The organism is Streptomyces sp. NPDC004752, assembly GCF_053601275.1.
This window is the reverse complement of the sequence record NZ_JBSGBN010000018.1, coordinates 1-18966: the sequence shown is the minus strand read 5'-3', so window position 1 is coordinate 18966 and position 18966 is coordinate 1. Positions and strand designations below refer to the sequence as shown.

Here is an 18966-nt window from a genome sequence, read left to right as displayed (position 1 = left end):
AGGGCGGTCGGGTCGAACCCGGGAGTTCGCGTGGATTGCGGAGTGCGGGTCGAGTGTGGCTGGGCACGCAGTTCCCCGCGCCCCTATCGGGCGGGGGATTGGTTCCGTTGGGTCAGTGGGGCGGGCCGGTGGGGGGTGGGGCTCTTAGCGTGGCGGGGAGTTGGCTTCGTGCCTTTTCCTCTCTTCCTCGGAGGTTTCCATGGCCCTGCGTTCTGTCGTTGCCCGCGGTCTCGCCGTGAGCGTCGCATCCTGCGCCCTGGTCGGCGCGTTCTGCGGCGTGCCCGCCGCCGCGGACTCCCGTGGTGGCGAGGGTCCCGATCACTACCGGGGCGTGGTCACGGCGGCCGGCGGTCTGTGGCTGCACGACCGGCCCGATCGCGCGAGCCGCCGGATCGGCTTCGTCCGGCAGGGCGAGGTCGTCTCGATCCGCTGCGCGGTCTACGGCGACAACGTGCGCGGCAACCCCCTGTGGTACCTCCTCACGGACGGCACCTGGGCCTGGGCCACCGCCCGGTACATCGACAACATCGGTCCCGCGCCACGCTGGTGCTGAGCATCAAGACACACAAAGCTCACCCTTTAGGTAGGTTCCGGACATGACGAAGGCCGGAACCTCGGTGGCAGCGGCGGACCCCCCCACCCCCGTCGTACCGCTCCCCGGGCGCCGTGGCATCGAACTCTCCCTCATCGTGCTGGCCGTCCTGCTGTCCGTGTACGGCTACTGCGCCGTCGGCCTCGCGCGCACCGGTGCCGTCCCGCCCGGTGCCGCGGGCTACGGCGCCGGGCTCGGGGTGCTCGCGCTGCTCGCGCATGTGGCGGTCCGGCTCCGGGCCCCCTGCGCCGACCCCCTGCCGCTGCCGATCGGCGTGCTGCTCAACGGCCTCGGCCTGGTGCTGATCTACCGGCTCGACCTGGAGACGCCCGGCGACCGGGCGGCGCCCACCCAGCTCGTGTGGTCCACGCTCGGCGCGGGTCTGTTCATCGTGGTCGTCCTGCTGCTGCGCGACCACCGGGTGCTTCAGCGCTATGCCTACGTCAGCGGCGCCGCCGCCCTCGGCCTGCTGATGCTGCCGATCCTGTTCCCCGCGGTGAACGGCGCCCGCATCTGGATCCGGGTCTCCGGATTCTCCATCCAGCCGGGCGAGTTCGCGAAGGTACTGCTAGCGGTGTTCTTCGCGGCCTACCTGGCGGCCAACCGCAACGCGCTCGCCTACGCGGGCCGCCGCGTCTGGTGCGTGCAACTGCCCACCGGCCGGGTCCTCGGCCCGATCGTCACCGTCTGGCTGATCAGCGTCGGTGTCCTGGTGCTGGAGCGCGACCTCGGCACCTCGCTGCTGTTCTTCGGCCTGTTCGTGGTCCTGCTGTACGTCGCCACCGGCCGCACCGGCTGGATCGCGGTGGGGCTGCTGCTCGCCGCGTTCGGCGCGGTCGCGGTCGGCTGGCTGGAGCCGCATGTGCACACCAGGGTCGAGGACTGGCAGCACCCGTTCGCCACGATCGAGGCGGGCCAGGGCCCCAACCAGCTCGCGCAGTCCCTGTTCGCCTTCGCCGCGGGCGGTGTCCTCGGCAGCGGTCTGGGCCTCGGCCACTCCGTCCTGATCGGCTTCGCGGCCAAGTCGGACTTCATTCTGGCAACGGCGGGCGAGGAGCTGGGGCTCGCCGGGCTGTCGGCGATCTTCCTGCTGTACGGGCTGCTCGTGGAGCGCGGCTACCGGGCCGGCCTCGCCCTGCGCGACCCCTTCGGGCGGCTCCTCGCCATCGGCCTGGCCTCGCTCGTGGCGCTCCAGGTGTTCGTCATCGCGGGCGGGGTGACCGGGCTGATCCCGCTGACCGGCATGGCGATGCCGTTCCTGGCGCAGGGCGGCTCCTCGGTCGTCACCAACTGGGCGATCACCGCGCTGCTCATCCGGGTCAGCGACTCGGCCCGGCGCCCGTACGACCCGCGGACGGACCGATGACCCGGCACATCCGGCACGCCGCCGTGTTCTGCGCGCTGCTGCTCGCGGCGCTCCTGGTGAACGCCGCCCGGGTGCAGGTCGTCCAGGGGCCCGCCTACGACGGCAACCCGGCCAACCGCCGCGCCACGATCGCCCGTTACGGCCAGCCACGCGGCGACATCCTGGTCGAGGACGCCCCGGTGACCGGCTCCCGGGACACCGGCGAGCAGCTGCGCCACGAACGGACGTACGCGAACGGCCCGTTGTACGCCCCGGTCACCGGCTTCGCCTCGCAGGTGTACGGGACGACGTTCCTGGAGCACGCGGAGGACGGCGTCCTCTCGGGCTCCGATCCGCTGCTGTCGCCATTCCCGCTGTGGAACGACGTCACCCGGGCGCACAACGCGCCGGGGAACGTCGTCACCACCCTCGACCGGGCCGCGCAGGAGGCGGCGTACCGGGGGCTCGGCGGGCGCAAGGGCGCGGTGGCCGCCGTGGAGCCGTCGACCGGCCGGATCCTGGCGCTGGTGTCCAGCCCGTCGTACGACCCGGCCGTGCTGTCCGGGAACGGCGAGTCGGTGACGTCGGCCTGGTCCCGGCTCAACCGGGACCCGGACAAGCCGATGCTCAACCGGGCCGTGCGGCAGACCTATCCGCCGGGTTCCACCTTCAAGGTGGTCACGGCCGCGGCGGCGCTGGACGCCGGCCTGGTCGAGGACCTGGACCGGCCGACGGACTCCCCCGACCCGTACCCGCTGCCCGGCACCCGGACGCGGCTGACGAACGAGGGCGAGGGCTGTGCGGACGCCTCGCTGCGGGCCGCGTTCGAGTGGTCCTGCAACACGGTGTTCGCGAAGCTGGGCGTGGACGTCGGGGTCGAGAACATGGTGTCCACCGCGCAGGCGTTCGGTTTCAACGACACCGATCTGAAGATCCCGTTCTCGGTCGCGCCGAGCACCTTCGACACCTCGGTGGACCGGGCGCAGCTGGCACTGTCGTCGATCGGCCAGTACAACACGCGGGCCACGCCGCTGCAGATGGCGATGGTGGCGGCGGCCGTCGCGAACGGCGGGCAGGTGCGCGCGCCGTACCTGGTGGAGCGGACCACCCGCAGGGGCGGCGAGACACTGGGCACCGCCGGTCCCCGCGCGCTGCGCCAGGCGATGAACCCGGCGACGGCCCTGCGGATGAGGGAGCTGATGACCGGCGTGGTCCGCGAGGGCACCGGCACCAACGCGGCCATTCCCGGTGCCACCGTGGGCGGCAAGACCGGCACCGCGCAGCACGGTGTGGGCAACGCCGGTGTGCCGTACGCCTGGTTCGTGTCCTGGGCCAAGGCCGACGCCGATCTGGAGCCGAAGGTGGCCGTCGCGGTGGTGGTGGAGGACGCCTCGGCCGACCGGGGCGAGATCAGCGGCGGTGGGGACGCGGCACCGATCGCCAAGGCCGTGATGCGGGCGGTACTCGGCCTGAGAGACGGGGTTCCCCCGGCGCCGGGGACGCGTCGCTGATCACGTCGCTGTCAGTCGTCCTCGCCTGCCTCGATCGCCTGCTCGACCTCCGCCACCCGGGCCCGTTCCTCCGCCGCGAAGCGTTCCGCGTCCAGCTGTTCGGCGATCTCCTCGTCCTGGGCCATGAGCCGGTCGAGGTCGGAGTCGCCCAGTTCCAGGACGCCCATGTCGACGTATGCCTGCTGGAGGCGGCTGCCCCACAGGCCGATGTCCTTGACGCAGGGGACGATACGGCTGAACAGGAGCTTGCGGAACAGTTGGAGGAACTCGGAGCGCTCGCTCAGCTCCGCCGCCTCCGGGCCGGGGATGCCGAAGTTCTCCAGCACCTCGACCCCGCGCAGCCGGTCCCGCATCAGATAGCAGCCCTCGATGACGAAGTCCTCGCGCTCGCGCAGTTCGGCGTCGGTGAGCTGCTTGTAGTAGTCCCGCAGCGCCATCCGCCCGAAGGCGACGTGCCGGGCCTCGTCCTGCATGACATACGCCAGGATCTGCTTCGGCAACGGCTTGTCGGTGGTGTCGCGGATCATGCCGAACGCGGCGAGGGCGAGCCCCTCGATCAGCACCTGCATGCCCAGGTACGGCATGTCCCAGCGGCTGTCGCGCAGCGTGTCGCCGAGCAGCGACTGGAGGTTGTCGTTGATCGGGTAGACCATGCCGATCTTCTCGTGCAGGAAGCGGCTGTAGATCTCGGCGTGCCGTGCCTCGTCCATCGTCTGGGTCGCCGAGTAGAACTTGGCATCCAGGTCGGGCACCGACTCCACGATCCGCGCCGCGCAGATCATCGCGCCCTGTTCCCCGTGCAGGAACTGGCTGAACTGCCAGGAGGCGAAGTGCTGCCGCAGCTCGCCCTTGTCACGGTCGGTCAGCTTCGCCCAGTGGCGTGTCCCGTAGAGGGTCATCGCCTCGTCGGGGGTGCCGAGCGCGTCGTACGGATCGACGTCGATGTCCCAGTCGATGCGCCGCATGCCGTCCCACTGCTTGTCCTTGCCCTTCTGATACAGGGCGAGCAGCCGGTCGCGGCCGTCGTCGTACTCCCAGCTGAACCGGGCCGCGCCGGTCGCGGGCACCTGCCAGCGGGGATCTCCCGGGTCCTTGGCGTACAGGTCATAGGTCGGCATAGCTCGCAGGCTCACACGGAGACACCCGGGTCAACAAGTCGGCGCAGGGGATTGACGGCCTTGATCACGAACAGTCTCATCATTTCGGGAGGTTTTGTCCCGACTGGCCGGTCGAGCAGTTCGTGGCCGCCCTGACGGTGACCGCGGGCCGTGACCCGCAGACGGCGGCGCTCCTCGCCGTGCCCGTCGTGCCGTGCCCGTCGTGCTCGTCGTGCCGTGCTCGTCGTGCCGTGCTCGCCGAGGATGCCTGACACTGGTGCCGTGAAGAGTCAGGACACCCCGTTCGAGGGTGGGCCGATGGACGGGCGCGTGCTCCCCGTGCTGCTGGGCCCCACCGGTCACCCGCCGAAGACGTACCGCATCCCGGTGCCGGACGCGCACGGCGGACCGCCCACCGTCCTCGTCTACCGCCGCATGCCCCGCACGCACGGCGCGGGGGCACCCGCGCCCGGGCGAGGCCGGGTGTGGGGGAGGCTCGGACTCACGCAGGGCTGGATGTACCTGTTCGACGCCGAGGGCGGCAAGGGGGCGAAGGACGGGGCCGGGTCGCGGTGGCCCTGGTCCCGGCGGGCGGCCGGAGCGGACGCCACGCCGCCCGGCAGGCCGGATGACGCGGACGGGTGACACGGTTGCGCCGAACCGCGCACGCTCGACGCGCGGGACGCGCGCGCACCTCGGATACTCGCGGCGCGAAGGCGAAGATATGACAAAACGCCTGCCCGCATCCGAGGTGATGACATGTCAGAAATGTTGTGGCGCCTGGTGGGTACGGCCGCGGTCGCGGCCCAGGCCGCCCTCGTGCCCGTACCCGCCGTGGCCGCGCCCGCGCCGCAGCGACCCGTGGCCGAACTGCTGACGGACCTTCAGAAGCTGTACCGGCAGGCCGAACAGGCCACCGAGACCTACAACGCCACCGCGGAGCGACTGACCCGGCAGCGCGCCGAGGTCAAGCGGCTCGACGGGGCGCTGGCCCGCGCCCGGCTCTCCCTGCACGACAGCCGCCGGGACGCCGCACGGCTCGCCCGGCAGCAGTACCAGGGCAGCACCGGCCTCTCCCCCTACGTAAAGCTGCTGCTGGCCCGCGATCCGCAGCGCGCGCTCGACGAGGGGCATGTAATCCGGCAGTTGTCCCGGGGCCGCGCGCAGACGGTGAACCGGCTCGAAGGCAGCGAGAAGAAGCAGGACGCCCTGGTCCGCAAGGCCCGCAAGGCTCTCGACGGCCAGGCCCTGCTCACCGGGCGGCAGCAGCGGCAGCGGGACGACGTCCGCGCCCGGCTCGCCGACATCGAGAAGCTGCTCGCCTCGCTCAGCGCCGACCAACTCGCCGAACTCGCCCGCGTCGAGCGGGACGGCATCGCCGACGCACAGCGCGAGTTCGTCGCCTCCGGTTCGCTCAGCAGCGCGCGGCCCCCCTCGCAACAGGGCGACCGGGCCGTGCGCTACGCCGTGGAACAGCTCGGCAAGCCTTACCAGTGGGGGGCACAGGGGCCCGGGGCGTACGACTGCTCGGGGCTGACCTCGCAGGCGTGGGAGCACGCCGGCACCCCGATCCCGCGGACCAGCCAGGAACAGTGGGCACGGCTGACGCACGTCCCGCTGAACGAACTGCGCCCGGGCGACCTCGTCGTCTACTTCCCCGAGGCCACGCATGTGGCGATGTACCTCGGAGACGGCAAGGTCGTCCAGGCCCCGCGGCCCGGCACCCAGGTCAAGATCTCCCCGATCGCGGCCAACCCCATCCTGGGCGCGGTACGCCCCGACCCGAAGGCCCAGCCCCTCACCCGCCCCCTCTAGAAGCCCGGGGAACGGCGCGCCCGGCCGCAGAAGTCACCACGCAGGCGTCGGTCGTCGGTCCCGCACAGCGCGGCGACGAGCACGGCCGCCGCCGTGGTCCCGCCCACGCTCACATCGCCGAGCGCCACCATGTCCGTACCGGAGTCGGCCTCCTCGTCGGCCACGGCCATCCCGGCCCGGAAGGCGGCCTCGGCCTGCTCCGGGGTCAGCGCGTCCTCGATGTCGATCCGGCCGCTGCCGCGCCGCACCCGATGCCGTACGACGACGTCCTTCGGGAAGGTGTCCGTAGCACAGTCCAGCGCCATGTCCACCATCCGCACCGGCACCCCGAGCCGCCGGGCGAGCACCGACACCGGGCCGCACCCCACACCGCCCACGCTCACCAGCCCCGACGGCGTCCAGCTAGGCGCCGACCACCGAAGCCACGTACGCCGCCGTCTTCTCCGGCTCATAGAAGAAGTTCTCGAAGTCGGCCGGATCGTCGTAGCCGTTCGCGAACCGGTCCGCGACCGGCTGGAGTTGCCCGGCCGCCCCGACCAGGTTCAGGACGTGCTCCGGCAGCGCGAGCATCGCGTGGGTCCACTGGGTGACGTGCCGGGCCGTGTCCCAGTACCGGTCGAAGGTGGCCCGCATCCAGATCTCGTCGAACTCCTTCTCGCCGTGTTCGAGGATCGAGGCGAGGTAGGACGCCGCGCACTTGGCCGCCGAGTTGGCGCCCTGGCCGGTGATCGGGTCGTTGGCGACGACCACGTCCGCCACGCCGAGGACCCGACCGCCGCCGGGGAGCGTGCCGACGGGGTGGCGCACGGTGGGGGTGTAACGGCCCGCCAGCACGCCGCCCGCGTCGGTCAGTTCCGCCTTCGTGGCCCGCGCGTGCTCCCAGGGTGTGAACCGCTCCATGAGTTCCAGGGTCAGGGAGAGGTGCTCGCCCGGGTCCTTGATGCCGGCGAAGACGTCGAGCGGGCCGCCCGGTATGCCCTCCCAGAACAGGATGTCCGCACGGCCGGAGGTGGTCAGGGTGGGCATGACGAACAGCTCGCCGACCCCGGGGACCAGGTTGCAGCGGACCGCGTCGAACTCCGGGTGCTCCGGGCGCGGGCCGAGGCCGTGGACGTAGGCCACCGCGAGGGCGCGCTGCGGCTCGCCGTGGGGCGAGCGCTCGGGGTCGCGGTCGAACATGGACACCAGCTCGCCCTTGCCCGCCGAGACCAGGACCAGGTCGTACATGCGGGAGAAGTAGTCGAGGTCGCCGACCGCCGCACCGTGGATGACCAGTTGGCCGCCGCGCTGCGCGAAGGTCTCCATCCAGCCGGCCATCTTCACCCGCTGGTCCACGGACTGCGCGTACCCGTCGAGCCGGCCCACCCAGTCGACGGCCCGCTGCGCCGGGCCCGGGTCGATGGAGCCGGGGGCCGCGACCGAGACGCCGATTCCTTCGATCTTCGGGGCCTGGGACTCCCAGAAGTTCAGCTGGAGATCGCGCTCGTGCTGCAGCGCCGTGTGGAACATGACCTGCGTCGACATGACCCGGCCGCAGCGGATCTCGTCCGCGGTCCGGTTCGCCATCAGGGTGACCTCGTATCCATGGGACTGGAGTCCGAGGGCCAGCTGGAGACCGGACTGGCCGGCGCCGACGACGAGTATCTTCCGCATGCGGGTGGTGCCTCCTGGAAGGGCGACGGCGGCCTACGGCCTACGCGGGGGTTTCGTCGAGCGCGTGGGCGACGAGGGCGAGGAGGGTCTCGATCACCGATATCCGGCGCCGCGCATCCATGATCATGACAGGTACGTGCGCGGGGACGCTGAGCGCCTCGCGCAGGTCCTGCGGCTCGAACAGCTCGCTGCCGTCGAAGTGGTTGACCGCGACGAGGTACGGCATTCCGCAGCTCTCGAAGTAGTCGAGCGCCGGGAAGCAGTCCCCCAGCCGACGGGTGTCGGCGAGGACGACGGCGCCGATGGCTCCCCGCGCCAGGTCGTCCCACATGAACCAGAACCGCTGCTGGCCCGGTGTGCCGAACAGGTAGAGCACCAGGTCGTCGTCGAGCGTCATACGGCCGAAGTCCATGGCCACGGTGGTGGTCAGCTTGCCCGGCGTGGCGGAGAGATCGTCGGTGGCCTCGCTCGCCTCGGTCATCAGCGCCTCGGTCTGCAACGGCGTGATCTCCGAGACGGTGGTGACCAGCGTGGTCTTGCCGACGCCGAAGCCGCCCGCCACCACGATCTTCGTGGCCGCGGGGGCCCGGGTGCGGTCCGTCTGCCAGGCTTTCAGTTCCTCGTCGGGCTCGACGACGAGGGGGGCGACGCCGACGGCGTCAGAGACGGCGGAGTCCACTCAGCACCCTTTCCAGCAGAGCGCGGTCCGGCCGGCCGACGCCGTGACCGGTTCCGGTTCCGTACACACGGATCTTTCCCTGGTCCGCGAGATCGCTCAGGAGTACGCGGACCACGCCGAGCGGCATGTGCAGCAGCGCGGCGATCTCGGCCACCGTACGCATACGGCGGCACAGTTCGACGATGGCCCGCATCTCCGGCATGACCCGGATGGTGCGGTCGCCTTCCCCATGGCTCAACGCAGGGGAGGTGCCCCCGGTCAGTTCCTTGCGCTCCTCCGGTGGCCCCAGGGCCTCCGTGCTGGCCACGAACGTCTCCACGAGGAGGACGTGACCGAAACGGGTGCGGCCGCCGGTGAGCGAGTAGGGGCGGACCCGGGCGGACTTGCGGTCGCCGCCGCGGACCGGGAGTTTGTTCGGAGCCCGGCTCATCGGGGGCTCCCCGACGATTCGGACTCCAGGGATTTTCGCAGCTCGCTGCGGAGTTCGGGGGTCAGCACATGACCGGCCCGGCCCACGAAGAGCGCCATGTGGTAGGCCACCACGCTCATGTCGCAGTCCGCGGAGCCGTGCACCCCGAGCAGCGAGCCGTCGCTGATCGACATCACGAAGAGGCTGCCCTCGTCCATCGCGACCATCGTGTGCTTGACCCCGCCGGAGTCCATCAGCTTGGCGGCGCCGAGGGTGAGGCTGCCGATGCCGGACACTACGGTGGCGAGGTCGGCGGCGGAGCCGCGCGGGCCGCTGCGCGGCGTCTCGTCCGCCTCGCGTGCCTCGGCGGCTCGGCCAGGGTCGGAGGACAGGAGCAGCAGGCCGTCGGAGGAGATCACCGCGACCGACTGGATGCCCGGCACCTCCTCGACCAGGTTCGTCAGCAGCCAGTGCAGATTGCGGGCCTCACTGCTCAGTCCGAAGGTACTGGGAGCGGTCAACTGCTTGCCTCCTCGACGGTGCCCCCCATGGCTTCCCCGGCGGCACGCTCCGCGGCCTGGGCCGCGGGTGTGCCGGTCTCGCCTGCCTGTTCCACGATCTCCGCCGCGACATCGCGGCGGCCGGCCTCCGCGCCGCGCCGGAAACCGCCGAGCCTGCGGCGCAGGGCGTCGGCGTCCACGGACCCGGACTGCCGACGGGGGGCCGGGGCGGTCGCGGTGATCTTCGGGGTGCGCTTGGGCAGGCCCTTGGCGGTGACCGGGTCGGGGGTGCGCTCGTGGGCCACGTCATCGCCGACGCTGTCGCCGTCGGGGGCGGTGTCGCCGTCGGGAGCGGTGTCGCCGTCGGGAGCGGTGGTGGGCCCCTGGGCGGGGTCGCCGGAGCGGGGGGTTCCGGGCGTGGGGAACCCGTGGGCCCCGGCGCCCTGGGCCGGTGCGCCCTGCCGGGCCGACGCGGCGTCGACGGCGGCCGGGTCCGGCGCCAGCAACTCCATCGTGGTCTCGGCGAAAGTCTCCGACGAGCCGACGGCCTCCGACACGACAGCACGCCCGACCGGCCCGACCTCCGGAACTACGGCGTGCCCCGCCTGCCCAGCCATGGGCTCCGACGCCACGGCAGGGCCACCCGAGCCACTCCCGCGCCCGGACACGTCCGCACGCCCCGCCCGCCCAACCGTCGGCTCCGACGCCTGCGCGTGTTCCGACCGCCCCGCCGGGTGTTCCGGTGCTGTGGTGTGTTCCGTCGGCTCGCTCCCGTGTGGTGGAGCGTCCGTGGTGGTCGGCTTCCGTACGGCCTGCTCCGTCGGCGCGGCCGGTGGGGCGCCGTCGGGCGTCCGGCCGTGCAGCACATTGGAGTTGGCCTCGGCGTCCGCGCCGGGCAGCGACACGGGCTGGGCGCCGCCGACCATGCTCGCCGGGGACGGGACGGCCTTCGCCGGGGCGCTCGCCAGCAGGTCGTGCGAGAGGACCACGACCGCCGCCACGCCGCCCGGCTGCTGCGCGCGCAACTGCACCCGGACGCCGTGCCGGTGCGCGAGACGGCCCACGACGTACAGGCCGAGCCCGAGACCGTCCTCGCCCTCCTGGTCGTATGGCGCGTCCGGGTCGAAGTCGGCGAGGCGGGCGTTGAGCCGCTCCAGGCGCTCGGCGGCCATGCCGATGCCCTCGTCCTGCACCGAGAGCATCACCTCGCCGCTCTCCAGCAGCCAGCCGGAGATCTCGACGGGCAGGTCCGGCGGGGAGAACGAGGTGGCGTTCTCCATGAGTTCGGCCAGCAGATGGGAGAGGTCGTCGGCCGCGAATCCGGCCACATGGGCGTGCGGGGGCAGCGCGGCGATGCGGACCCGCTCGTAGCGCTCGATCTCGCTGACCGCGGCCCGCACCACGTCGACCAGCGGCACCGGGCCGTGGTGGTTCTGGATGTGCTCGGTACCGGCGAGGACCAGCAGATTCTCGCTGTGCCGACGCATGACCGTGGCGAAGTGGTCGAGCTTGAACAGCGTGGCCAGCCGGTCGGGGTCCTGCTCGCGCTCCTCCAGGCCCTCGATGACCGCCAGTTGCCGCTCGACCAGGCCGAGCGTGCGCAGCGCCAGGTTCACGAACGTGCCGCCGATGCCGCCCCGTACCTGCTCCAACCGCGCTTGCGCGGCCGCGAGTTCGGCCCGTAGCTCCTCACGGGCGTCGGCCATCTTCTGGCGCTGGCCGACCAGATGCTTGCGGTCGGCCTCCAGGGTGGAGATGCGCTCGTGCAGGGCGGCGACGCGCGTGTGCAGGGCGTTGACGGAGCGGACGGCCTGGGCGAACTCGTCGTTGCGGCCGGTGAACGTGATGGGTTCCTCGGCCGACGGGTCCTCGGCCCCGGCCAGCCGTGCAGAGCCGCGGCGCAGCACCGACAGCGGGCGGGTGAGGGTGCGGGCCAGCGCGGTGGCGATGCCGACGGCGAACAGCAGCAGGGCGGTCAGCGCGGCGACGCGGATCTCCAGCGCGGTGACATCGTCGTCGCGCAGCCGTTCCAGGTCCTTGGTGCGGCGGTCGTAGAGCGAGGACTCCACGCCCCGCATCAACTCGACCCGCGCGGACAGGGCGGCGTCCAGCTTCTTGGTGCTGGTGGCCAGTTCGCCGTCGGCGAGCGTCGGCTGGTCGGTGAGGGCGGCGAGGTACTTGTCGGCGGAGTTGACCTCGGGGCCGGTGACCGTGGAGTCGTACGTCGTGACGGCCGACTCGGGGGCACCGTCGCGGAAGTCGGCGAGGGCGGCGTCGGCGCGTAGACGGGCCTGCTGGGCGGCGGCGGTGAGGGCGTCGCGCTGCTTCTTGCCTGCCTCGGAGGTGACCGCGGTCGTCGTGGGCAGTCCGGTGAGGGGGTCGATCACCGTCTGGGTGGTGCTCGGCACGCTCAGGGCCGCGAGGAGCAGCCCGCGGGCGGCGGCGGACTGCTGGACGGCGGAGTCCAGCTCGGCGAGCGCGTAGGCGCCGGAGCCCGCGCGTGGGGGCATCCGCTCGGCCAGTTTCTCGGCCAGCCGGTGCAGGTCGGTGATGGTGGCGGTGTAGGTCTGGTGGGCTTCCAGCGCGGTGCTCTTGCCGGTGCGCGCGGCCCGGCGGACGGTGGCGACGGCGTCGAGGTCCGCGCGCAGCCCGGAGGGCGTGTCGGGGTCGGCGCGCAGGTCCTCGACCTGCTGGTCGACGCGGGCGCCGCGGTCCTCGGCGGGGGCCTTGGACTTGGGCCGGCCCGCCGCGATGTAGGAGGTGACCTCGTCACGTTCGTCGGCGAGCGCGTGTGCGAGGGTCAGCGCGCTCTCGGTGCGTCCGGCGAGGGTCACCAGCTCCTGGGTGTCACTCAGCCGCCCGGAGGCGGTGACCAGGGACGGGGCGCCGGCCCCGGCGACGGTCGCGGCCACCACGGCCACGGCGACGATCAGCCGGTTGCGTACGTGGGTGGGGCGGCCGGTGCCGACGGGGGTGTGCTCGGCGCTTCCCTCGGGGGCCGTCTGCCTGCCTTTGCGCCGAGGGCGCTTCATCTGCACCGGTGCTCGCATTCCTGAACTCGTGTACCCATGGGTCCGGGTGGCACTCCGCCGTCTCGATGCCCGTCTCGATGCCCGTCTCGGTGCCGGGGTGGTGTCTACTCGATGCCGGGGCGGTGTCTACACCCGGTACGGTCCGTCCCGACCCTCCCAGTGCCGGTGGTCAGCGGTCACGCATCATCTGGCCCGCCACCTGAAGGAGTGAACCTTGGCGGGGAGTTGGCGGGCAAGTCAACCCGGCAGGCGTGCGAGTGGTTTCCGGCGGGCCGGTTGGACGCGGGCGGCAGAGCTTTGGCAGTATTCGCCGCCGCGCTTTCTCGGAATGTGTCATTCCCCCCCAAACCAGGCGGCTGACCTGCGTGGCTACGTCAGTTCGGCAACCGATGCCGGTCTTTGGCGGACCCCGTGAAGGGCTCATGCAGACTGGCCGGATGCGTACTGAAGTCGTGTCCGAGCCGGGCGACCCCGACCGCCCCAACGAGGACTTCGCCGGTGTCGGACTACCGGCCTGCGGACAGGGTGGTTGCGTGATCGTCCTGGACGGGGTGACCCCGCCGAAGGACGGGACGGGCTGTCTGCATTCCGTTCCGTGGTTCACCGCGCGACTCGGCGGCGCACTGACCGAACTGACCGTTTCCGACCGGGATCTGACGCTGCCGGAGATTCTCTCCCGGGCGATTCTCCGCACGGCCGAGGCACACGCGATCACCTGTGACCTTTCTCACCCGCGTACCCCCCAGGCGACCGTCGTGCTGATCCGCTGGTCGGCCGAGTTGCTGGAGTACCTGGTCCTGTCCGACTCCACCCTGCTCCTGGAGTCCCGCACCGGCACGGTCACCCCGGTCCAGGACGACCGGCTGGCCCGGCTGCCCCGCGCCGCGCTGGCCTCGGACGCCGTGGCGGACGCGACGGTCCGCAACAAGGAGGGCGGCTTCTTCACGGCCGCCGCGGACCCGTCGGTCGCCGCCCGCGCGGTGACGGGGAGCGTGCCCCGCCGCGAGGTCCGTGCCCTGGCCGCGCTGACCGACGGGGCGACACGCTGGGTGGAGAAGTTCCGCGGGGGAGACTGGACGGACTGTTTCACTCTGCTCCGGAAGGAGGGCGCACAGGTCCTGGTCGACCGGGTACGCGCCCTGGAGGCGGCCGACCGCGAGGAGCGCAGGCATCTGGGGCGCGGCAAGACCCACGACGACGCGACGGTGGTCTACGCGGAACTGCGGTGACCGCGACCGTTTCCCGCGAACCGGACCCCCACTGCCGATGACCGCGACCGCCCCCGGCACCGAACCCCCACTGCGGATGACCGGGCCACGGACGCTACTTCTCCATGACCCGGTTCAACTGGTGGAGCAGCCGCGCCAGTTCCGCGACCTCGCGCCGGTCCCAGTGGGCGAGCTGCCGGACATAGCGGGCCCGGCGGGCCTCGCGCACCCGGCTGACCCGGCCGCGGCCCTCGTCGGTCAGGTTCACCAGCCAGGCACGGCCGTCCGCCGGGTCGGGCTCGCGGCCGATCAGGCCCAGTTGCTCCAGGGCGCGCAGTTGGCGGGACATGGTGGCCTTGCCGACGCCGATGTAGCCTGCGAGGTCGGTGGCGCGCTGCCGGCCGTGCTCCTCCAGCAGGACGAGCAGGCCGTACGCGGCGGGTTCCAGTTCGGGGTGGACCTCGCGGGCCATTTCGCCCTGGTTGGCCCGGGCGCGTCGCAGCAGCATCGTCAACTCGCGTTCCAGGGCCAGGAATTCCTGGTCCGCACCACTCGCCGACACCTGGGCGGCGACGGGCCGTCCGTCGCCGTTCGCGTCCTCGTGCACGTCAGCACCCCTGATCGGTTTCGCGGTTCTGAAAGTTTCTGCCACGCGCCGTCATCGCCGCAGCTCCGTCAGTATTTCGCAGGCGTAGACCAACGGCAGCCGCCGGGACCCCTTCCCCCGGCGGGTCTACGTGCGTAGCTTTCTGCACGACTACTGGCATGTCCACGCCAGTAAGCCATCCGTGGCCCCCCACAACTCCTCGGAGGCACGCCATGCCCCTGCCCAGACCCGGTACCACCCGCCGCAGATTCACGGCCCTGTCCGTGACGCTGCTGGCGGCCCTGTCCCTCACCCTCCCCCTCACCAGCGCCCATGCGGCCACCACGCCCGCCCGTGGCTCCGCCCAGATGGGCATGGGCGTCCAGGCCCACGACGGCCTCGGCGGCACGCCCCGCGCCCTTGCCGCCGACGAGACCGAGGGCGTCGACGTCGCGCGCTACCAGGGCAACGTCGACTGGTCGACCCTGTGGAACAGCGGGGTCAAGTGGGCCTACACAAAGGCGACGGAGGGCACGTACAACCAGAACCCGTACTTCGCCCAGCAGTACAACGGCGCCTTCAACATCGGCATGATCCGCGGCGCGTACCACTTCGCGACCCCGAACACCACGAGCGGCGCCGACCAGGCCAACTACTTCGTCGACCACGGCGGCGGCTGGTCCGGGGACGGCAAGACCCTCCCGGGCGCCCTCGACATCGAGTGGAACCCGTACGGCGCCGACTGCTACGACAAGTCGGCCAGCGGGATGGTCAGCTGGATCACCGACTTCCTGAACACCTACAAGGCCCGCACGGGCCGCGACGCCGTCATCTACACGTCCACCAGCTGGTGGACCCAGTGCACCGGCAACTACGGCGGCTTCGGCGCCAACCCGCTGTGGATCGCCCGCTACTCCTCCAACGTGGGCAGCCTCCCGGCCGGCTGGGGCTCCTACACGATGTGGCAGTACACCGAGAGCGGGCCGCAGGTCGGGGACCACGACAAGTTCAACGGGGGGCTGGACCGGGTGCAGGCACTCGCGACCGGCTGACCTCCCGAGGCAGGTGAGGGCCCGGGTCTCCGGCGGGACCCGGGCCCCCTTCATCCGATGCCCGCGGGCGGAGCCCGCTGTGGGGCTCCGTCGTCACGCCGCCATCGGAACCTCGGGCCGCGCGCCGTTCACAGCCGGCGCGAGGGCCAGCTCCAGGACCTGGCGGACGTCCGTGACGGTGTGAACGTCCAGCTTGTCCAGCACCTCGGCCGGGACGTCGTCCAGGTCGGGCTCGTTGCGCTTCGGGATGACGACGGTCCGCACCCCGGCCCGGTGCGCGGCGAGCAGCTTCTGCTTCACACCGCCGATGGGCAGCACCCGGCCGGTGAGCGAGACCTCGCCGGTCATCGCCACGTCCGTGCGCACCAGCCGGCCGGACAGCAGCGAGGCCAGGGCCGTCGTCATGGTGACACCGGCGCTCGGGCCGTCCTTCGGCACCGCGCCCGCCGGGAAGTGGATGTGCACGCCCCGGTCCTTCAGGTCGGCCACCGGCAGTTCCAGCTCGGCGCCGTGGCTGCGCAGGAAGCTCAGCGCGATCTGCGCCGACTCCTTCATCACATCGCCCAGCTGCCCGGTCAGGGTCAGTCCCGCCGCGCCGGTCTCCGGGTCCGCGAGGGACGCCTCGACGAACAGCACGTCGCCGCCCGCTCCGGTGACCGCGAGGCCAGTGGCCACACCCGGGACGGCCGTACGGCGCTCCGCCGGGACCTGGGCGGACTCCGGCACATGGTGCGGCCGGCCGATCAGCGCGCGCAGATCGGCGTCCGTGATGGTGAACGGCAGCTTCCGCTCGCCCAGTTCGTGCTGGGCCGCGACCTTGCGCAGCAGCCGGGCGACAGACCGCTCCAGGGTGCGCACGCCCGCCTCGCGCGTGTACTCGCCGGCGAGCTTGCGCAGGGCGCTCTCGTCCAGCGTGACCTCGTCCTCGGCCAGGCCCGCCCGCTCCAGCTGACGCGGGAGCAGATGGTCACGGGCGATGACGACCTTCTCGTCCTCGGTGTAGCCGTCCAGACGGACCAGCTCCATGCGGTCGAGCAGGGCCTCCGGGATGGCTTCGAGCACATTCGCCGTCGCCAGGAAGACGACGTCGCTCAGGTCGAGTTCGACCTCCAGGTAGTGGTCGCGGAAGGTGTGGTTCTGCGCCGGGTCCAGGACCTCCAGCAGGGCCGCCGCCGGGTCGCCGCGGAAGTCCGAGCCGACCTTGTCGATCTCGTCCAGCAGGACCACCGGGTTCATCGACCCGGCCTCCTTGATCGCGCGGACGATCCGGCCGGGCAGCGCGCCGACATAGGTACGCCGGTGGCCGCGGATCTCGGCCTCGTCCCGGACGCCACCGAGGGCGACGCGGACGAACTTGCGGCCCATCGCGTGGGCCACGGACTCACCCAGGCTTGTCTTGCCCACACCGGGCGGCCCGACGAGCGCGAGCACGGCGCCGCCGCGCCGGCCGCCGATCACGCCCAGGCCCCGGTCGGTGCGGCGCTTGCGCACCGCCAGATACTCGGTGATGCGCTCCTTCACGTCCTCGAGGCCCGCGTGCTCGGCGTCCAGGATCGCCTTGGCGCCCTGGATGTCATAGGCGGAGGCCTTGTCATCGGTTCGCTCGTTCCACGGCAGTTCGAGGACGGTGTCGAGCCAGGTGCGGATCCAGGAGCCCTCCGGGGACTGGTCGCTGGACCGCTCCAGCTTGTCGACCTCCTTGAGGGCGGCCTCGCGGACCTTCTCCGGCAGATCGGCGGCCTCGACGCGGGCCCGGTAGTCGTCGGACTCCTCGACGGAATCCTTGCCGTTCCCGCCGTTCAGCTCGCGCAACTCCTTGCGGACGGCCTCCAGCTGGCGGCGGAGCAGGAACTCGCGCTGCTGCTTGTCGACGCCCTCCTGGACGTCCTTGGCGATGGTCTCGGCCACGTCCTGCTCGGCGAGGTGGTCGCGCAGCTGCTGGGTGGCCAGCCCGAGCCGGGCCACCGGGTCGCCGGTCTCCAGCAGTTCGATCTTCTGCTCGGTGGTCAGGAACGGCGAGTAGCCGGAGTTGTCGGCGAGCGCGGAGACATCGTCGATGGCCTGCACCCGGTCCACCACCTGCCAGGCGCCGCGCTTGCGCAGCCAGGCGGTGGCGAGGGCCTTGTACTCCGTGACCAGTTCGGCGACCTGGCCCGGCAGCGGCTCGGGCACCTGTTCATCGATCCGGGTCCCCTCGACCCACAGTGCCGCGCCCGGCCCGGTGGTCCCGGCGCCGATCCGCACCCGGCTCCGACCGCGGATCAGCGCGCCGGGGTCGCCGTCGGCCAGCCGGCCCACCTGCTCGACGGTGCCGAGCACACCGGTGCTCGGGTACGTCCCGTCGACGCGTGGGACCAGCAGGACCCTGGGCTTGCCCGGCTCCGTCCGCGCGGCGGCCTGGGCGGCCTCCACCGCGGCGCGTACGTCGGCGTCGTTGAGGTCCAGCGGAACCACCATCCCGGGCAGCACGACCTCGCCGTCGAGCGGCAGCACGGGCAGGGTGAGCGTTGCGAACGCCGCGGACTCAGCAGCCATGATCTCCCCTTCGGCAGTCAAGTTGAGCTATGCCGACTCAATGCACATGAGCCGCGGAATGTTCCCCGGGCCACGTTCGCTCTGAGCGATCGCGCTGCGCTTGTCCTTTGCCGAGGATCTCTTCGCTTTGCAGCTTCACTCTTCGTCTGGCCCTGCATCTTGCAGAGTGACCTTTCGTCGCAGGCTCGGGTTAGCGAGTCGTGGCAGGTTCATTGGGGGTGCTGCCGGGCGGGGTCTCTGGGCCGTCGGCGGAGGGGTTCGAGGTCGCGTACGCCGACCGGGACGGGTCTGAGTTCCGTCGACCGCTGGTGGATGCCTGGGCAGTTCGGTTCGAGGACGTCGCGCCTGTACGCGCATTCAAGTCGTACAAGGGTCAGCGGCATCTGCCGGGCCTGTGGTGGTCGTCCACGGTGGGCGGGCACATCGGGTACGAGTCCTGGCTGGAGCGCGATCATGTGATGCTGCTGGACTTCGACCCATCGGTGGTGGGGATCTCGTCTCAGCCGTTCTGGCTGTTCTGGCGGTCGGACGCGGGCAAGGGCATCTCGCATGCGCCGGACTACTTCGCCCGCCGCGAGAACGGCACGGGAGTGGTGGTCGACTGCCGTCCGGCGGATCGGCGCAAGCCCCGGGACGTGGCGAAGTTCGAGGCGACGCAGGCAGCCTGCACCCAGGTGGGATGGGAGTTCCGGCTGGTCGGGGCGCCGGACGCGATCGTGATGCGCAATGTGCGCTGGCTGGCGGGCTACCGCCACCCCCGCCATCGGCTGGAACCCGTGGCCTCCGAGCTGCTGGCGGCGTTCGCCGAGCCACAGCCGCTGGTGGCTGGGGCCTCGACGGTGGGGGACCCGATCGGGGGGGTTAGCCCTTGATCGGGGACACCCTGATCATTGGATCGTGAGGATCCGAAGAACAGGAGTTCCCGTTGGGGACGTCGAAGTACTCGCCTGAG

16 protein-coding genes and 1 pseudogene are annotated in these 18966 nt (G+C 71.8%); 8 read left to right on the top strand and 9 right to left on the bottom strand.

Features of this window, described 5'->3' with window-relative positions; genetic code table 11:
- The first annotated feature begins 235 nt into the window (after positions 1-235).
- Genes ACWEKM_RS10315 through ACWEKM_RS10305 form a run of 3 tightly spaced genes read left to right on the top strand, consistent with a single transcriptional unit; the run spans position 236 to position 3448 of the window.
- On the top strand, positions 236-553 hold the full coding sequence (locus ACWEKM_RS10315; RefSeq protein ID WP_451620732.1) for an SH3 domain-containing protein: 318 nt from the start codon (positions 236-238) through the stop codon (positions 551-553).
- Positions 554-596: 43 nt separating this feature from the next.
- Complete coding sequence (locus ACWEKM_RS10310; protein WP_451620731.1) at positions 597-1958, top strand: FtsW/RodA/SpoVE family cell cycle protein; 1362 nt, start codon at positions 597-599, stop codon at positions 1956-1958.
- A complete protein-coding gene (locus ACWEKM_RS10305) occupies positions 1955-3448 on the top strand; it encodes a penicillin-binding transpeptidase domain-containing protein (protein ID WP_451620730.1) in 1494 nt (497 codons plus the stop codon). Before ACWEKM_RS10310 ends, ACWEKM_RS10305 begins: the two co-directional genes overlap by 4 nt.
- A gap of 11 nt (positions 3449-3459) precedes the next feature.
- Here ACWEKM_RS10305 and ACWEKM_RS10300 read toward each other — a convergent pair whose 3' ends face one another.
- On the bottom strand, positions 3460-4566 hold the full coding sequence (locus tag ACWEKM_RS10300) for a ferritin-like domain-containing protein (RefSeq protein ID WP_451620729.1): 1107 nt from the start codon (positions 4564-4566) through the stop codon (positions 3460-3462).
- Positions 4567-4827: 261 nt separating this feature from the next.
- Here ACWEKM_RS10300 and ACWEKM_RS10295 point away from each other — a divergent pair, with 261 nt between their 5' ends.
- Together ACWEKM_RS10295 and ACWEKM_RS10290 are read left to right on the top strand one after the other, a co-directional pair.
- Positions 4828-5190, top strand: a complete 363-nt coding sequence (locus ACWEKM_RS10295) for a hypothetical protein (protein ID WP_451620728.1) — start codon at positions 4828-4830, stop codon at positions 5188-5190.
- Positions 5191-5304: 114 nt separating this feature from the next.
- A complete protein-coding gene (locus ACWEKM_RS10290) occupies positions 5305-6360 on the top strand; it encodes an NlpC/P60 family protein (RefSeq protein ID WP_451620727.1) in 1056 nt (351 codons plus the stop codon).
- Between the two features lie 53 nt (positions 6361-6413).
- On the opposite strand, the pseudogene ACWEKM_RS10285 reads toward ACWEKM_RS10290, so the two are convergent.
- From ACWEKM_RS10285 to ACWEKM_RS10260, 6 genes and pseudogenes are all read right to left on the bottom strand, one after another.
- Positions 6414-6725: pseudogene (locus ACWEKM_RS10285) on the bottom strand (nicotinate-nucleotide--dimethylbenzimidazole phosphoribosyltransferase); the annotation flags it as partial.
- Between the two features lie 37 nt (positions 6726-6762).
- Positions 6763-8013 (bottom strand): styrene monooxygenase/indole monooxygenase family protein, encoded by a 1251-nt coding sequence (locus ACWEKM_RS10280; protein ID WP_451620726.1) that lies wholly within the window; start codon positions 8011-8013, stop codon positions 6763-6765.
- A gap of 40 nt (positions 8014-8053) precedes the next feature.
- The gene (locus tag ACWEKM_RS10275; RefSeq protein WP_451620725.1) at positions 8054-8692 is read right to left on the bottom strand and encodes a GTP-binding protein; all 639 of its coding nucleotides are present in this window, start codon (positions 8690-8692) and stop codon (positions 8054-8056) included.
- Complete coding sequence (locus tag ACWEKM_RS10270; protein ID WP_451620724.1) at positions 8673-9122, bottom strand: DUF742 domain-containing protein; 450 nt, start codon at positions 9120-9122, stop codon at positions 8673-8675. The genes ACWEKM_RS10275 and ACWEKM_RS10270 overlap by 20 nt, the downstream gene beginning before the upstream one ends.
- A complete protein-coding gene (locus ACWEKM_RS10265; RefSeq protein ID WP_451620723.1) occupies positions 9119-9622 on the bottom strand; it encodes a roadblock/LC7 domain-containing protein in 504 nt (167 codons plus the stop codon). The genes ACWEKM_RS10270 and ACWEKM_RS10265 overlap by 4 nt, the downstream gene beginning before the upstream one ends.
- Complete coding sequence (locus tag ACWEKM_RS10260) at positions 9619-12633, bottom strand: nitrate- and nitrite sensing domain-containing protein (RefSeq protein ID WP_451620785.1); 3015 nt, start codon at positions 12631-12633, stop codon at positions 9619-9621. The genes ACWEKM_RS10265 and ACWEKM_RS10260 overlap by 4 nt, the downstream gene beginning before the upstream one ends.
- Positions 12634-13070: 437 nt before the next feature.
- Here ACWEKM_RS10260 and ACWEKM_RS10255 point away from each other — a divergent pair, with 437 nt between their 5' ends.
- A complete protein-coding gene (locus tag ACWEKM_RS10255; protein WP_451620722.1) occupies positions 13071-13862 on the top strand; it encodes a hypothetical protein in 792 nt (263 codons plus the stop codon).
- A 94-nt stretch (positions 13863-13956) separates the two neighbouring features.
- Here the strand turns inward: ACWEKM_RS10255 and ACWEKM_RS10250 are convergent, their stop codons facing one another.
- A complete protein-coding gene (locus ACWEKM_RS10250) occupies positions 13957-14448 on the bottom strand; it encodes a MarR family winged helix-turn-helix transcriptional regulator (RefSeq protein WP_451620721.1) in 492 nt (163 codons plus the stop codon).
- A 212-nt stretch (positions 14449-14660) separates the two neighbouring features.
- Here ACWEKM_RS10250 and ACWEKM_RS10245 point away from each other — a divergent pair, with 212 nt between their 5' ends.
- A complete protein-coding gene (locus ACWEKM_RS10245) occupies positions 14661-15479 on the top strand; it encodes a lysozyme (RefSeq protein ID WP_451620720.1) in 819 nt (272 codons plus the stop codon).
- Between the two features lie 93 nt (positions 15480-15572).
- Here ACWEKM_RS10245 and lon read toward each other — a convergent pair whose 3' ends face one another.
- Entirely contained in the window at positions 15573-18014 is a 2442-nt protein-coding gene (lon, locus tag ACWEKM_RS10240) for an endopeptidase La (RefSeq protein WP_451620719.1), read from the bottom strand.
- A 200-nt stretch (positions 18015-18214) separates the two neighbouring features.
- Between lon and ACWEKM_RS10235 the strand changes: the two genes are divergently transcribed.
- Positions 18215-18886, top strand: coding sequence for a TnsA-like heteromeric transposase endonuclease subunit (locus tag ACWEKM_RS10235; RefSeq protein WP_451620718.1), 672 nt, complete (start codon positions 18215-18217; stop codon positions 18884-18886).
- The last annotated feature ends 80 nt before the right edge of the window (positions 18887-18966 follow it).